Source organism: Halobacillus litoralis, from assembly GCF_009856445.1.
GTDB classification, from domain to species: domain Bacteria; phylum Bacillota; class Bacilli; order Bacillales; family Halobacillaceae; genus Halobacillus; species Halobacillus litoralis.
Genome location: NZ_WMFA01000003.1, coordinates 130,373 through 143,166, shown reverse-complemented (window position 1 = coordinate 143,166; position 12,794 = coordinate 130,373). Strand labels below are relative to the sequence as shown.

Genomic DNA, 12,794 nt, shown 5'->3' with positions numbered 1-12,794 from the left:
GCATGCGATAGAGAAAGGAGAGGTTTTTATGCCTCAAACGACGAGTGCCCTTGTCGAACGTTTCATCTATGCTTTAGATCAATTAGATAAAGCTCCATCCTTTGCCAAATCCAAATACCAGACAGATGTCTATCAGGAAGCGAACCGGCTGATTGAAGCAGAAGATGGCTTTGATAATTTATATCAGCATGCCGGCCGATTGGAAGAAGCGGGTGTATTTCAGGATGGACCTTGGGAAGCAGCGGAGAAGCTACAGCCCCCTCTTGTCGCAGGTTCCCTGAAAGCGAAAGGTCTGCCTATGATCATTGAAGTTCTAAGTGAAATGCGCATGCTCGCTTTAGCTAAAGGAAAAGCGACCAATCCGAATGTTCCTCCTGAAATGGCTGAAGAATTTTTGAATGAAGTGATGGTCCTGAATCTGAACCTCTTGTTCCCGGATGCCAGTGAAAGTTCCCGGATTGAAAAGCATGAGAATGATGAAAAAGCGGGTAAGTTATTCCAATTTTTATCTACTCACCTTTCGTCAACCGCTCTGATCCAAACCCTTATCAATGAAATTAAACGACTCACAGCGCAACGTCCTATTATGGTGAAGCGCATCTTATCCATGATTAGAATGGCTAAGGAAATGCTCGACCACGATTCAGATGAACACGGGAAGGCTGAACTAAAACAATTCATTGCAGCCATCGAAGGTCCTTCTAAACTGAGTGCCCAATTCAACGACGTCCATGCATACCGTTCCCAGTTGAAAACACTCACGCGTACCGACCTTATTTCTGAAAGCGTTGCACTCGCTCAATCCATGCGTGAAACAGGACTTGTCGCCCCTCATCACGCAACCTTAATCCGTTTTTTGAGCAAAAGAAACCCTGCCCTTCTCGTCTATGCCCTAAACCTAAATAGTAAAGGCAGTGCGAACCTTGAAGAGCACCGGGAACTCGTCATCCAGTTGATCCGGGCTTCCATTTTCCCCGGAACCCGCCAGGCGATTTATGGTCTATCCATGTTACTTGAGCGTGGGGTATTGTCACACTCCCCTGTCGCACCGGGCCTAAGGCGATTGGTGGAACTTGATATCCGCCCGGATGTCCGAAATGCACTATACTCAACGACGAATACGGGTGAAGGTGTCACAGCAAACAGTATACTTGTCGCGGGGACGATCCAAGTGCTCGGTCAACCCCTCGGCGTTGGTCAAGGGTTCAATCCGACCTGTCAGGCTGCCCGTGGCATTAGCTTATGGGCACAGCACGCACCGGGATTCCTGCTTGAAATCATTCCGCGTGCGGCACGTGACGGCGACCTTGACTTTACGTTTGAAGGAACACCGATTCATTCCAAAGAGCTAACAGGTGGACTTGCTCCAGATCTTGATAAAGAGCTCGATCCTGTATCCCTTGTCCTCGTTCCACACTTGGACAAGATCTATAGTGAAATGATGACGCGTGTCGCTTTGCGAGGAGAAGACGGTCACCGCTGGGTTAACCCGGCGTTTTATGGAAACTGGGTCCAGAAAGGTTTCAGTTCCGTCTTCGATCCGATTACCGGATACGTGTTGGATTACCCTGGATTCGTTAAACTTTTCTACGCTACCCATCATACAGAATACAATGATGATTATGAATTGATTTATCCAAACCCTGTCGGCATTTTCATTACCAACGTGCACGGCAAACTGCTCGGCCTCCATGCTGTATCAATTACAAGGATAACGAAAGACCCGAGCGGCGAGGAAAGAATCTACTTTTATAACCCGAACAATGACGGTTCCCAGAACTGGGGGCAGAACATTGAACCAAGCGTCATCGGGAATGGCGAAATGGAAGGCGAAAGCTCTCTTCCTTTCCACCAATTTGTTTCCCGGTTATACGCCTTCCACTATAACCCTTACGAACAAGGGGATGCCTATGCAGTGGAAAATTCCATTGTTGATGGCATCCGCCAGCTTGCTCAGGAGAGCTGGGGCAAAGATTATACGTGGGTGTAATTGTCAAAAGCCAGACTCCTTATGGGAGTCTGGCTTTTTTGTTGGAGCTATAGGGCTGTAGGTTTTATTAGCAGGTTTGCGCAAAATATTAGTAGCTTTTGCCCTTTTTTAGCGATTCCCAACCAGATATTATCAATTTCTGATTCTTTCAGTGACTTTTGGCCGTTTATCGGTAGGTTTTCGTCATTTATCAGTTGGTTTGGCGTATTTATCGGTGGGTTTTGCGCTTTTATCAGTGACTTTCACAATTACATCAGTATTTTGCAAAAAAAAAAAAAAAGACTTCCGAACGAGTCGGAAGTCTTTTTTACTTACTTATTTTTGAACGTTAGCCGCTTGTGGGCCACGGTCGCCTTCAACGATTTCGAAAGAAACTTGTTCGTTCTCTTCTAGAGTTTTGAAACCTTCGCCTTGAATAGCAGAGAAGTGTACGAATACGTCGTCTTGACCTTCTACTTCAATAAATCCGAAACCTTTTTCTGCGTTGAACCATTTAACTGTACCTTGTAACATGTTGTTACCTCCTGCGTGGATGAAAGATCCACATTGTATTACTATAATTGCTCTGCCTATTCATTCAAGACGAAAGTCACTTTCAAGTTCCTTTAGCTTTCATTCCTAACCGAACAAGAATAATTAACTTTATTATATACCCATATCCACCACGCGTCAACCTTCTGGCAACACTATTTTTTATCCATTAGCGGAACGGTCTCCTTACCATAGTACGCGCTCAGCAGCTGTTGAAGCTTCACTCCGGGGTATTTCGCCTGTAATTTCCCTTCAAAATTCTTTAAAGAAAGTTTCCTTTGTAAGTCCAAAGCGTACACACTCACATCCATAAAGTCAGCGAGTGCGGCAAGCTCTTCATAGGAAAGTGGAGTCGTATAAATGGTCCCTGCTGGCTCCCCTATCCTTTCATAACGCACCCGGAAAGCCTCTAGCACGTTTGCAAAAGGACCACTTTCAAAGTGCTTTACAGCTGCGTATACCTTTTTCTGTCTCATCGTTCCCTCTCCCTACACCTGAATCTCCATGTTATATAGGTATGGTTTCAGTTAGAAAAATGTCCAGCTTTTCGGCTGAACCGGATGGTGAAACAGGTTCACAGCTCGTCCATCCCTGACAGCCGCTCCACACCTCAACAAACTCGAAAGCGACACGCAGCCCATCATTAAGGAAGAAAAATGGGCGATGTCTACTTCAATGATCACTTCAGCCTCTTCATCGGTGGCTTCCGGTTTTCCATTCGTAAACTGCCAGACCGACTCGTACGTTTCATTCAGGAAAGAGTCGCTCACTTTCCATCCAACCTTGACCGTATCGTTTCCAAAGCTGACCTCTCCCAATTTCTCAAGGAAAGCAGGAATGTCCAGGATGCGATACATCAACCCCCGGCCTTCTTCACTGACTTTATGGTAGATGGAAAAGATGAGCTGTTCATCTAAATGGACAGGATCATTCAGTGAATAAGCAAATTCCTGATCAAACGTCGGGAAATAGATGGAGCGCACTTGATCTTTTTGATTATGTAGATATTGAATAAGTGTCCGATAGGCTTTTGTCGACGTGTAGAAAAAGTTTTTGACATGAACATCGTTTTGCAAAAAGTGATCGCCTTCCCTGAATTCAAGCGTCACATATCCCGTAAGCCTCCCCTGTTCTCTTACGCCAAAAGTGTGAAGCTCTTCTTTCTCAAGGAAAGCGAATCCATACCGAGGAATGGCTGTTGCCCCGTGGTTCTCCCTTGCCCATGTGTCATAACAGGCTTTCACTTCATCCTGATGATGCGTATGCAACACTTCCACCTTCTCTCCTTCATCATAGGCAGGGAGCTGAGAAGGATGGAAATGGTAGGTCGACAACCGCGGGCCCAGTCCAAACCCCATCCGCTTATAAAACGACGGTTGGAACGGATACAGATGGGCGATGACCTGCCCTTTATCCCTAGCCTCTGAGATGAAATGTTCAATGATCCGTTTGGCATGCCCTTGTTTCTTATAAGGAAGATCAACCGCTACGGTCCCAATTCCTGCAGCATCTACTTGCTGACCATATACATTCATGAGGTGATCATAAGCGATGTATCCACCGACAAGCTGTTCATCTTCATAAAGACCGATGGTGTGTATCTCATTCTTCTGAGCCATTTTCCTCCGGTGCTCGGTGTACCTTTCCTGCTCTTCCCGAGTATTTAATTTCATCCCCGGGTAACAGCGTCTCGATAAGTTTGTGAATGCGTAGAAATCTTTTAATTTTTGAAAGCCCATACCTTTTCCTCCTTGGTGAACATTTCTATTCCTCAAGCCTAGCATTTTCCAAATATTTCATCTATTCTATTATAAAGAACATTCTATAGTATTTTTGCTTGAGTCTGAAGACCTCAGAAGTAAAATTCCCTTTCAGGCAGGTGAAGAAAATGGAAGGTCCCATCCCCTGGGCCATGTTAGAACACACGTATGCTCAAGCTTTACAAGCGATCATCCCGGAAGCTGTTGAAGATCATCTACTGGATATGAGCCACATAAGAGAATTTATAGCCTATGTGGAGCATTACCCTGAGTACTCCAGTCACTTGATTCAGACCTTACGGAGATCCTGTGATGCCTTGTTTCTACCAGAAAAAGAATATGACATGTATATAAAGAAAGATTATAAGGAAGGAGTCAGCGTGGGTGCTGCTTTTGCTGAACGCGATTTTTTTACGATTGATTTGATGCTCCAGCTGACACACAGCACCAGAATGTCCAGCATCCAAAGCGTATTGAGAGCCATCACAGCCGTGCAGGCTGACATTGATTCCTCTCCCATTATTGAACGTTTTTTTGACATTACGAATAAGAGGCAGAATTCATTTTTTCAAGGATACATAGAGGAGCAAAACAAAAAGCTAAAGCACCAAATCATGAGAGATCCACTAACCTCGCTGTATAACCGCAGGTATTTTTATCCCTATGTAAAAGAAGAACTGATAAGAGCGCAGAAAGAAGCCTTCCCTGTCACCCTGATCCTTGTTGATTTTAACAATTTTAAAGAAATCAATGATCGCCGAGGCCACCAGGAAGGGGATCGTGTGTTGAAAAAATTCGCGGAATGTCTTTCCAACATCCACGAAGATTTTGACGGAGCTTTCCGGTTCGGAGGCGATGAATTTGTCCTCGTCCTGTCAGGGTACAGGGAAAATGATGCAGAAAAAATAGCTCAGGCCCTTAATGAAACGATTAAACAGGTCGAGGAAGGAGCTTCTATTTCCTACGGCTTGATCCAACTCCCAACGGAAGCTTTCATTGAGGATTTAAATTTGGATTTGTATCTTAATCTGGCTGATGAGCGAATGTATGAACATAAAACAATACGCAAAAAAATAAAGACTCCTGAATAAGCAGGAGTCTTTATTGATCAGACCGCAGGAGGCCCAAATTTCCCTTTACGGAAGTCGTCATAAGCCTGTTTGATCTCTTCCATTGAATTCATGACAAACGGGCCATGTGGGACAATTTCTTCTCTGATTGGTTCACCGGAATAGACAAGCACCTTCGTCCGTCGCTTCTTAGAGATGAGCTTTAATTCACTCGTTCCTTCCCCATCTTCATGAAAAGAAAGGGTACCGACGCCATGCTTCTTAACATTCACTTCATTTTCACCTGCTACCACATCACCAGCAAGGACATAGAGGAAAGCATTGTGGTTGTCAGGCAGTTCAAGGGTGAATGCCGCACCTTCAGATAAAGTGATTTCGCTGAGCGTAATGGGAACAATGGAGTCCAGGGGTCCTTCCACTCCGGCAACATTGCCGGAAAACACTTTCACTGCTCCCCCGTCAAAAGGAACGACAGGAGCTTCTTCTCCATATACATTTTGATAGATGGTTTCAGAGTTCTTCTTATCTTTCGGAAGGTTCAGCCATAGCTGCAGCGTATGCGCGACATCATCTTCCACTCCGTCTTCGGCGTGTCTTGCTGCCCAGCCGGCATTCATGTACTGCACGTCCCCAGGCTCAAGAATATCGCGGCCGCCTGCATTGTCAATGTGCTCCAATCGTCCATCAACGACATACGTGACGGTCTGGAATCCACGGTGCGGGTGATCCGGAAACGTTCCTTTCTTAAACCAATCCTCAGCCATCAGTATAAATGGGTCGAAGTCGCGCCACCTGTCAGCGGGGAGAACCCACCCTTTTTGAATAGCCGGAAACCCCATCTCTTGATATTGAACGTACCAATGATCTTTCACTTCTCTTTGGAAGTTTGCCATTTCAACCATCCTTTCAATTAGTTGCTATAACTACTATATGATGAAAAAAAGGGCTCCTCACCCTTCAATGTTGTTTTGCATTTTCGTAAGGAGCCGGTCCAATTCCTGCAGTTCTTCTTTTGAAATCCCTTCAGTCACCGCGTCATTAAAGGCTTCTGCGACAGGTACCACTTGTTCCTTCAAGTCTCTTCCTTCTTCCGTCAAATAAAGTTCCAAGGAACGTCGATCTTCTGTACAAAAATTCCGTTTGATAAACCCTTTTTTCTCAAGATTCGAAGCCATCCGGGCAATATTCGTCTTATCTTTTTTCAAATGATGAGCCAGCTGATTCTGCGTCATCCCGTCTTTTTCCCAAAGCAGCATCATAATCAAGTTCTGCTCAGGCGCAAGATTGTAAGGTTGAAGCTGTGCTTTCACATAACTTGTCAACTTTAAATCCGTTTGGTGCAGCTTAATGCTGATATAATCTTGAAAACTTAAATTCATAGGCAGTCTCCCTAAATAGTTGCTATACATACTATTATAATCAGACCAAAGTCCTCTGTCAAAAGTTCCGACCATAGATGACCAGAACATCGCTCATTCTCTCCTTGAATGTCAGAAAGACACTTTGTCATTTGAGTTAAGTCACTTTCGCTTCGAGTTCGGGCACTTTCATCTCGGGTTATGTCACTTTCGTCCGGAGTAAGGACACTTTCATCTGGGGTTATGTCACTTTCGTCTGGAGTAAGGACACTTTCAACTCAAATCAGGAGATTTTTGTCTTTCCGCCTATGATGTCATCCACTCAAGTCCCACAGAATGTCCGATAAGGCTGATCGCCTGAATCAGGTAATTCGGTATAAGCTTCCTGTGCTTCCGTATAAGCATAAGGATCCTCCAAGACAGAAAGCAATTGCTTCACAACACTGAGATCTCCCTCTTCCACTGCGGCTTCAAGAGCTTCTTCCACCCGATGGTTACGCGGAATAATGGAAGGGTTCGATTTTTTCATTAATACCTGAACCTCATGGTCACTGGTCTCCTGACGCCCCAAACGCGCCTGCCACTGCTTATACCAGTTGGTAAATGCCGGCTTCCCATACAGAGATGTTTCATCAGGGCGACCAAGCGTCAGGGCACGGAAAGTGTTCGTATAGTCCGCTTCATTTTTCTCCATCATTTCCAATAAGTCTTCAATCAAAGGCTGGTCCTGCTCTTCCGCTGTCACCATCCCCAATTTAGCCCGCATCCCGTTAAGCCAGTAGGCGTGATAAGATTTTTCATAATTGGCATGAGCTTCCTGTGCCCTTTCAACAGCGGCCTCCTGATTTTCATGAAAAAGCGGGAGGAGGGTTTCTGCCAAACGAGCCAGGTTCCAGGCTCCAATCGGGGGTTGGTTCATATAGGCATATCGGCCCTGGCGATCTATGGAGCTGAAGACGGTTTTCGGGTTGTACATGTCCATAAACGCACACGGTCCGTAATCAATCGTCTCTCCGCTGATCGTCATATTATCTGTATTCATCACACCATGAATAAAGCCGACGAGCTGCCACTGAGCAATGAGAGATGCCTGACGATCGATCACTTTTTCAAAAAAGGATAAATAAGGATTTTCAGCATGAAGAAGCTCCGGAGCATGGCGTTCGATGGCATAATCAGCTAGGGCTTTCAACTGGTCGTGGTGGTCTTGAAGACCCGCCGCATATTGAAAAGTTCCGATACGCAAATGACTGGAAGCTGCCCGGGTCAGGACGGCACCAGGAAGCAAGTCTTCCCTCTGCACGTATTCTCCTGTCGTTACAACGGCAAGACTTCGATTAGTCGGAATTCCTAATCCGTGCATTGCTTCACTAATGATGTATTCCCTGAGCATCGGTCCAAGCGTCGCCCGTCCGTCACCCCCGCGGGAAAACGGGGTACGGCCTGATCCTTTCAACTGGATATCAAAGCGCTCATCTTCAGGTGTGATTTGTTCGCCAAGCAATACAGCTCTTCCGTCACCAAGCATCGTCAATTGTCCAAACTGATGCCCGGCGTATGCCTGGGCGATCGGTACGGATCCTTCCGGTACTGCATTCCCTCCAAAAATGGCGGAATCCGGTTTAGTAGGTAAACCCAGCTTTCCTGCAAGATCTTCATTATAAAGAACGAGTTCAGGATTCTCGACTTCTGAAGGTGCCGTTTTTGTGTAAAAAGCATCAGGGAGTTCCGTATAACTCTGCTGCAAATTCCATCCTTTATGTGCGTCCATAACAATCTCCTTTATCGCTTTCGTCGTTTCCTCTACCATATCATAAGTGTTCCCACGTTTCCTTTCACCTAGTATGCAGACTCTACTCTAAGACCACAGCTTTTTTTATTCGCATAAAAAAAAGCCTGCCCCTGCGGAGGGACAGACTTTTCCTACATCATTTTTTCAATTTTAGAGAAAACCCGGCAGGCATTCTGATAAAAAACATCTTCTACATGCTTCGAAGGAATAAGTGCACCGATAAAGTCTGCATAGGCCTTGATCGGAACGAGCGGCCAATCAGAACCGAAGAGCAGCTTCTCGTAATGGTCACAATAGGTCAACGCATGGCGGACATGATCGAAATGATTGTCCACTAGACGAGCATCCAGTTCTTTTTTTGTTCCAACGAGCCAGCCGGATAAATCGGCAAACATGTTCCTGTTCTTATAAACGACTTCCGCTCCTGTCAGCACCCAGGGATCCCCAAGGTGAGCCATGACGAAGTTGACATCCCTTCTCGCGACGGCAACTTCATCCAGCGTCAACGGATGAGAATACTTTAATAACCCTCGTTCCGAATACGTGTCTCCTGTATGAAAAACAACAGGGACGCCGTAGGCAGCAGCAAGATCATATACGGGCTGATAGATATCGTCATAAGCGTAAAACGGATAGTAGCCGAGGTAGATTTTGACCCCGACGGTCTCCGGCTTTTGAAGCGCCGTTTCTAATCGGTCCAGTGCGTCCTGATCCAGGCAGAAAGGGTTGATCCCTGGACAGACACCCAATCGTGACGGTAAATCTTCAGCCAAATCAAGCCCCATCGGAGTCTGAACGTAGCGGTCCGGAAAGCCCTCTCTCCCTTCCGTCACGCCCATTCCAATGGCAAAAGCAATATCACCCGTTTCCATCTCTTTACGTAGTCCTGCTTTTGTATAATCGACACGGGAAAGGTCCTGCCCCGTGTCTTTAAAACTTTGGATGCTGGAAAAATGGATGTGTGCATCGATGATTTTCATTTTATATTCCTTTGAAAGAAATCCGGTGGAACGGGTGCTGCTTCCATGATTCTTCATGTTCACCGATGATGAAGAAGGTTGGCTCAACCGCCGCTACCTTCTGTGAGGAAGCGGACCATTCGTGAACGGATTCCACGAGAAAAACGTCCTGGTTCATATACATTTCTGCCTGCTTCCGCGTTTGGGGGTGGACCATCATCAGGTGATCTTTCTCCCCATCCGATCCAATGACAACAGAGGGACCGGATTCAAGATCATATTCTTCTACCCCGGCATTATACGTATGAAAAACACCATCTGTCGAGACTCTGGCAAAGCTTGAGGATAAGTGTTCACCCGGTTTAAAAAAGGCTTCCAATGCTATTTTCTCAGCAGCAAAGGTACGAGGGGCTCCCTGTTCAATTTCTGCATAGACGGCTACGATCGGCACTTCAGGTAATGTCAGCGCATATTGTTTCAAGGTCAAACCTTTCATTTTTTCGTGCTCATGGAAAGTTGTAGTGAGACAAATTCCCGTCCAATCATTCCCATCCTGGTCTTCCTTCGAAATGGCTTCTACTTTCGTTTCTTCTTTCATCATCGAAAAAGGACTCACACCGTCCAAAACATAACGCAGTCCTCCACCCCATGGATTCCACCAGCTTCTCGGACCTGCTTCCGGATATTGATGATGAAGGAACTCACGTCCTTGATGACAGAGAGAATAGAAACCAGGAAAATAAGAGGCCGAGGCTGAATACGTCAAGACACCGTTATCGACCGTCCAACAATCATCTTTTTGGCTGACGTCCACCTTCTGATCTCCCTGGACGAGCTGATAAGACTTGAACTCCGCGTTTCTTCCTTCAGAACGGAAAGTACCAGACAAATCAGCGAAACCCGGACGTTCATGGACGATCGGCACATCGATAGCGGTGACGCCGTCCTCCCGTTTCACTTCTTTTCTATAAGAATTGCCTTCATATCCAACCGTCAACGTTCCATACACATGCGGAGTCAGTAAAGAACGGAATGAGTGGGTCACTTCATGCCCTGCTTTTGAAACAATCCCTTCTTTCGGTACCATCTCAAACACTGGTTTCTCCGGAAGTGGATCAGCCTCACCGATGACCATTTCACGCCAGGCAGACCAGTCACCCGCAGCATTTACACCGATTTGAAGGGGACCCATACACCTTTTTTCTCCTGAGGAAAGTTGGTCAAGCTGATATTCAAAAGCGAACCGCCAGTCGTCTTTTCTTCCCGTCGCTTCTTCCGGCCACGCCATACCGAACGTATCCCCAGCACGATTCGTCGTGTAGAGCCACCGTTCAGAGAGATCTTTTTCGCGTAAGTATTCCGTAAAGGGAATCAAGGCTTCTGTACCAATGACAACACCATCTTCATTCGGAAGAGCCAAGGCCTTATATTTCGGAAAGACAGGCTGCAGCAAATGAAGATCTTTATAATTATCCTCCCCGTTATTGATGAGTTCGTGATGGACCTCGACAAGTCCATCACCATAGATTTTGTAATAATTGTTCAACAAAATCCCCGGGAACGCTTCCGACTCAAGAGAGGTTTTCACTACAAACGCTTCGGCCAGCTCCACATACTCGATCGTCGCCATCTTTTTCGAAAACTCTTCACTGAATGGCTGGCCAAGCTTTGGTGTCATGAGGAGCAGCGGGTCTTCTTTCGACCGGACTGATCCCACAAACACCATGTGATTTCTTTTTTCAACCTTCACAAAAAAAGGTCCGTTATATCCATACCAATCTGTATCGGTGTCTCCTCCAAATTTCCCACCGTATCCCGGAAAAGCGAGCGCAATCTTTGTACGGAAGGAAAAAGAATGACCAGTGTCCGTACGTCCATCTACCTGCACTTCCTCATGTAAAAAGCCATTCTTCAACAATTCAACAGAAACCGGAATGGTCGCGCGTCCTTTGCCTTCCACCTCCACTTGAACCGATGATGCCGACCACTCAACCACTTCCTGGTGTGGCAACTTGACTGTCAACACCGCCTTGTCTGCCATACGACTTTCTACATCCAGATAAAGCGTACCTTTTTGCCGGGGCCGCCAATATTTTTGGACCGTCCGAATATCCACCTTCCCTGCCTGCAGCGGGAAAACACCCGATCTCAATGGAATACGATCGCCGTTGATTGTGATGACTGCTCCGATGACGGGATGCGTTTTCCATGCGCTCGGTTCCTGGTCCGGTACTTGAACTTGCACGTTAGATACCGCACTCCATTCGGACTCCACTTCTGTTTCTTCATTCAGGTCCTCTTTGACAAGTGCCGAAGAATCTCCTGACATAGAAACTTCCATTGGCTTTTCTGTGAAGTTCTTTACGCGATAGCTCACAGGATAGTCCGTCTTTTCCAACAGTTTAAAGTCCGGGACCTCCATCTCTACCCGCCAGTCATTCGTTTCGATGAGAGTCATTCCACGTCCTGTGCGTTCAACTTGGATCCGGACAAATTCGTCTCCTGCTTCCCAATGATATTCATAGAACGTGAACCCTTTTTCCTTCGTTCCATCAGGTTTGATCTCCATCGGTCTCACGCTCGTGGAGTACCAGTCGTGCTTTTTGAAAAAGGGTTTCAAGGCTTCGATTTGGAGAACTTGTGGCATGAAATTCATCAAATGAGTCGCATCATCACGATCCTCCCAGAAAAAGCCGCATTTTTTATAAAGCGGTACCGCTTTCGTATTCCCCGGCCATGTAAAAAGATCAAGCCGCGGCCACCCGTATTCGACGGTTTTATCTATGGCTTGAAGCAGTAATTTTTTACCGATCTTCAACCCTTGATACCCGGGATGGACATTCAAAAGAGGGATATAAAGGGCGCCTGTATCTTCCTTATATTCGGAAAGCCCGCAATAACCGACCACTTCATCTTCTACTACAGCAAGAAACAAATGAAGATTCGTAGATTTCGATTCTTTTTCCAAGACGTCCTCGGCCGTTGTGACAACCGCATCGCCGCCCCAGTTATCACGGCTCTCATTCCACATTTTTGCAACGGATGCTGCATACTTGTCTTCGTATTCTACAATGCTTACGCGCTCTAATGTCTTCATAGCATTTCCTCCAACGTATGTAATGGAAAATACTTGCTCACTCACAGTTTATGAGTTTATGACCAGGAAGTAAAGAATATTCAAACAAATCTACGTGTAGTGGTGACCTGGCTTTTTATGATGTCATCCTAACGCCGGTGGATAAGGGTTTAACGATCGAAAATAGCGTCCGTCTTAAGGCAAACAGCGTCCTAATGTTGAAAAGTAACGACCTGACTTGCATATAAAAAAGCCAGG

11 protein-coding genes are annotated in these 12,794 nt (G+C 46.1%); 3 read left to right on the top strand and 8 right to left on the bottom strand.

The window, feature by feature from the left end; genetic code table 11:
- The first annotated feature begins 28 nt into the window (after window positions 1-28).
- The gene (locus tag GLW00_RS11125) at window positions 29-1,990 is read left to right on the top strand and encodes a hypothetical protein (RefSeq protein ID WP_160914060.1); all 1,962 of its coding nucleotides are present in this window, start codon (window positions 29-31) and stop codon (window positions 1,988-1,990) included.
- A gap of 315 nt (window positions 1,991-2,305) precedes the next feature.
- Here GLW00_RS11125 and GLW00_RS11120 read toward each other — a convergent pair whose 3' ends face one another.
- From GLW00_RS11120 to GLW00_RS11110, 3 genes are all read right to left on the bottom strand, one after another.
- On the bottom strand, window positions 2,306-2,503 hold the full coding sequence (locus GLW00_RS11120) for a cold-shock protein (protein ID WP_089651440.1): 198 nt from the start codon (window positions 2,501-2,503) through the stop codon (window positions 2,306-2,308).
- 173 nt (window positions 2,504-2,676) lie between these two features.
- Window positions 2,677-2,997 carry a hypothetical protein gene (locus tag GLW00_RS11115; RefSeq protein WP_160914058.1) on the bottom strand — a complete coding sequence of 107 codons (321 nt, stop codon included), beginning with the start codon at window positions 2,995-2,997 and terminating at the stop codon, window positions 2,677-2,679.
- Between the two features lie 51 nt (window positions 2,998-3,048).
- A complete protein-coding gene (locus GLW00_RS11110; RefSeq protein ID WP_160914056.1) occupies window positions 3,049-4,260 on the bottom strand; it encodes a GNAT family N-acetyltransferase in 1,212 nt (403 codons plus the stop codon).
- A gap of 149 nt (window positions 4,261-4,409) precedes the next feature.
- Here GLW00_RS11110 and GLW00_RS11105 point away from each other — a divergent pair, with 149 nt between their 5' ends.
- On the top strand, window positions 4,410-5,372 hold the full coding sequence (locus GLW00_RS11105) for a sensor domain-containing diguanylate cyclase (RefSeq protein WP_160914038.1): 963 nt from the start codon (window positions 4,410-4,412) through the stop codon (window positions 5,370-5,372).
- Between the two features lie 17 nt (window positions 5,373-5,389).
- On the opposite strand, the gene GLW00_RS11100 is transcribed toward GLW00_RS11105, so the two are convergent.
- Together GLW00_RS11100 and GLW00_RS11095 are read right to left on the bottom strand one after the other, a co-directional pair.
- Window positions 5,390-6,253, bottom strand: a complete 864-nt coding sequence (locus GLW00_RS11100; protein ID WP_439108894.1) for a pirin family protein — start codon at window positions 6,251-6,253, stop codon at window positions 5,390-5,392.
- 48 nt (window positions 6,254-6,301) lie between these two features.
- A complete protein-coding gene (locus GLW00_RS11095) occupies window positions 6,302-6,730 on the bottom strand; it encodes a MarR family winged helix-turn-helix transcriptional regulator (RefSeq protein ID WP_160914034.1) in 429 nt (142 codons plus the stop codon).
- Window positions 6,731-6,910: 180 nt separating this feature from the next.
- On the opposite strand from GLW00_RS11095, the gene GLW00_RS20935 reads away from it, so the two are divergent.
- Window positions 6,911-7,021 (top strand): hypothetical protein, encoded by a 111-nt coding sequence (locus GLW00_RS20935; RefSeq protein ID WP_160914032.1) that lies wholly within the window; start codon window positions 6,911-6,913, stop codon window positions 7,019-7,021.
- A 10-nt stretch (window positions 7,022-7,031) separates the two neighbouring features.
- Here the strand turns inward: GLW00_RS20935 and GLW00_RS11085 are convergent, their stop codons facing one another.
- The 3 genes from GLW00_RS11085 to GLW00_RS11075 form a co-directional block, all read right to left on the bottom strand.
- On the bottom strand, window positions 7,032-8,480 hold the full coding sequence (locus tag GLW00_RS11085; RefSeq protein ID WP_160914030.1) for a protein adenylyltransferase SelO: 1,449 nt from the start codon (window positions 8,478-8,480) through the stop codon (window positions 7,032-7,034).
- 152 nt (window positions 8,481-8,632) lie between these two features.
- Window positions 8,633-9,481, bottom strand: coding sequence for an amidohydrolase family protein (locus GLW00_RS11080; protein ID WP_160914028.1), 849 nt, complete (start codon window positions 9,479-9,481; stop codon window positions 8,633-8,635).
- Window position 9,482: 1 nt separating this feature from the next.
- A complete protein-coding gene (locus tag GLW00_RS11075; protein WP_160914026.1) occupies window positions 9,483-12,557 on the bottom strand; it encodes a GNAT family N-acetyltransferase in 3,075 nt (1,024 codons plus the stop codon).
- Window positions 12,558-12,794 lie beyond the last annotated feature (237 nt).

Excerpts from the sequence above, each read along its gene's own strand:
- GLW00_RS11125 (WP_160914060.1), top strand. The coding sequence starts at position 29 with ATGCCTCAAACGACGAGTGCCCTTGTCGAACGTTTCATCTATGCTTTA.
- GLW00_RS11120 (WP_089651440.1), bottom strand. The coding sequence starts at position 2,503 with ATGTTACAAGGTACAGTTAAATGGTTCAACGCAGAAAAAGGTTTCGGA.
- GLW00_RS11115 (WP_160914058.1), bottom strand. The coding sequence starts at position 2,997 with ATGAGACAGAAAAAGGTATACGCAGCTGTAAAGCACTTTGAAAGTGGT.
- GLW00_RS11110 (WP_160914056.1), bottom strand. The coding sequence starts at position 4,260 with ATGGGCTTTCAAAAATTAAAAGATTTCTACGCATTCACAAACTTATCG.
- GLW00_RS11105 (WP_160914038.1), top strand. The coding sequence starts at position 4,410 with ATGGAAGGTCCCATCCCCTGGGCCATGTTAGAACACACGTATGCTCAA.
- GLW00_RS11100 (WP_439108894.1), bottom strand. The coding sequence starts at position 6,253 with ATGGTTGAAATGGCAAACTTCCAAAGAGAAGTGAAAGATCATTGGTAC.
- GLW00_RS11095 (WP_160914034.1), bottom strand. The coding sequence starts at position 6,730 with ATGAATTTAAGTTTTCAAGATTATATCAGCATTAAGCTGCACCAAACG.
- GLW00_RS20935 (WP_160914032.1), top strand. The coding sequence starts at position 6,911 with ATGTCACTTTCGTCCGGAGTAAGGACACTTTCATCTGGGGTTATGTCA.
- GLW00_RS11085 (WP_160914030.1), bottom strand. The coding sequence starts at position 8,480 with ATGGACGCACATAAAGGATGGAATTTGCAGCAGAGTTATACGGAACTC.
- GLW00_RS11080 (WP_160914028.1), bottom strand. The coding sequence starts at position 9,481 with ATGAAAATCATCGATGCACACATCCATTTTTCCAGCATCCAAAGTTTT.
- GLW00_RS11075 (WP_160914026.1), bottom strand. The coding sequence starts at position 12,557 with ATGAAGACATTAGAGCGCGTAAGCATTGTAGAATACGAAGACAAGTAT.